At 73.1% G+C, this 1,968-nt stretch carries 1 protein-coding gene; it reads right to left on the reverse strand.

The window, feature by feature from the left end:
- Positions 1 to 378: 378 nt before the first annotated feature.
- On the reverse strand, positions 379 to 1,422 hold the full coding sequence (locus AB0K21_RS44590; protein WP_364159281.1) for a hypothetical protein: 1,044 nt from the start codon (positions 1,420 to 1,422) through the stop codon (positions 379 to 381).
- Positions 1,423 to 1,968: the final 546 nt, after the last annotated feature.

Below are 1,968 nucleotides of genomic sequence, written 5' to 3' on the forward strand. Positions count from 1 at the left end.
GGGCAGTGAGTCACGCTGCCTGACGCGGACCGGACCGTCGAAGCCATCGACGGCGAGGAGCTGCAAGCTCGGTCGTTTACGGCCGAGAAGCTGACAGTGAACCGGTCCTGCGGCACGCCTCCGGCGTCGAGGACGAGACCGAACCGCCGTACGCGGCCCCGCGTTTCCGGCGCTCAACGGCCTGCTCGGGCATGGCCGGCCCTGATCGAGGCCCAGGAGGCGGGGCTGACGCACCTCGACCTGGACGGGGGACGGTGACCCGCACCGGCCGGATCGCCGGGCCCGGCCCGAACGGTGCCGATCTGTGACGGTCGGGGAAGCACAGGCATCCCGGCGGCGACGTGCAGGTGCCGTCCACGACGACGAGGCGGGCCCTGTTCATTCGTTCCCCGGTACCTCGAAGTGCTCCGACACGCGTTCGGCCCTGAAGGCGCCGCGCTCGGTCACGATCCGGGTCACCAGGTGCGGGGGAGTGGCGTCGAAGGCCGGGTAGTGGCCGGTGACGCCCTCGCCCGCGGTACGCCTCCCCAGCACGTGCAGGACCTCGTCGCCGTCCCGCCGTTCGATGACGACGTCGCCGATTCCCGGCGCCCGGGGGTCGGGCGCCGGGATCACCACGTAGTACGGGACGTCGAAGGCGCGGGCGGCCAGTGCCACGCCCAGGGTGCCGACCTTGTTCACCACATGGCCGTCCATCGTCACCCGGTCCGCCGCGGTCAGCGCCACGTCGGCGAGCCCGTCGGCCAGCACCGAGGCGACCATCCCGTCGGTGATCAGGGTGGGCCGGTAGCCCATCTCCACCAGCGTCGGCGCGGTCAGCCGCGCTCCCTGCAGGTAGGGCCGGGTCTCGGTGCAGACGAACTCCAGTCGCTTGCCCGCCTGCTGCGCGGCCTCGACCGTCGCGATCAGATAGGTGTCGGCCCAGCAGTGGGTGAGGACGCGGGCGCCGTCCTCCAGCAGCGTCGCCGCGTGTCTGCCCAGGGCCGCGCTGCTCGCCCGGTAGGCCGCGTCGTGCCCGGTCGCGGCCTGGGTCACGGCCTCCACCAGTTCCGCTCCCGACGCCTCGGGAAGCGGCCCGTCCACGGTGGCGGCCAGGACCGCGTGGACGGCGTCGCGGATGTGGTTGTTCGTGGGCCGGGTCGCGATCAGCCGGTCGCCCGCCACGCGCAGCCGGGCCGCCGCCAGGACCGGCGGCTCGTCACGGGCCTCACGGGCGGCCAGGACCATCCCGGCGGTCGCCGCGAAGGAGGGGCCGGTGCTCTGGGTGACCATCCGCTCGATGGCCACCGCGACGTCCTCGCTGGTGGCGCAGCGCACCCAGCGGTGCTCGAAGGGATAGACGCGGCGGTCGAGGATCTCCACGGCGTCGTCGGTGATCCTGACGGAGTCGGCGAGGACGGGCCGTCTCCCGGTTGTCTTCATGGGGACCTCCAGCGGTGGGGGATCCGATCACGGTACCGGCGCCGCCTGGCGTCCCCGCGATCCGGTCGTGCCCCGTGCCGCTGCCCTCCGCCGTGCTGTTCGAACGGCGGCCTGCCGCCGAGCGGCGGGCCGTTCGCGGCCCGCCGCTCGGCGGTACGGTGGCCCAGGCCGGCTTCCTGTCGATCTCGCCCGGTCTGGGCGCGCGAGCCTTTCACCGGCTGGGCGGCCGGCCGGTGGTTTCCCAGGGCCGGCCATCTGGACGCCGCTGTCGAGCGCCGGGTGTCCACTATCCGATCCGCTTCACGACCTTCGGCCTTCCGCGCGGCAACCTGGGCAAGCCACTGCGCAAGCGCTTTCTCGTGCCCCTCGACCTGATCACCGAATCCGGACGTGGCGTCCCCGGCCCGAGATCACCGGCGATGCGAGGTTCCACCGCGGCGTCGGCTCGGGTGTCAGCGGACGATGCCGTGGGTGTCCTTGCCGTCGCCGTTCCAGTCGCCGGTGATGGGGAGGTCGTGGGGGCTGCCGTCGCCGTAGGAGATGGAT

This window comes from Streptosporangium sp. NPDC049248, from assembly GCF_040678965.1.
GTDB classification, from domain to species: Bacteria; Actinomycetota; Actinomycetes; order Streptosporangiales; family Streptosporangiaceae; genus Streptosporangium; species Streptosporangium fukuiense.

What these genes read in the sequence shown, in the direction of transcription:
- AB0K21_RS44590 (WP_364159281.1), bottom strand. Translation starts at nt 1,422, where the DNA reads ATGAAGACAACCGGGAGACGGCCCGTCCTCGCCGACTCCGTCAGGATC.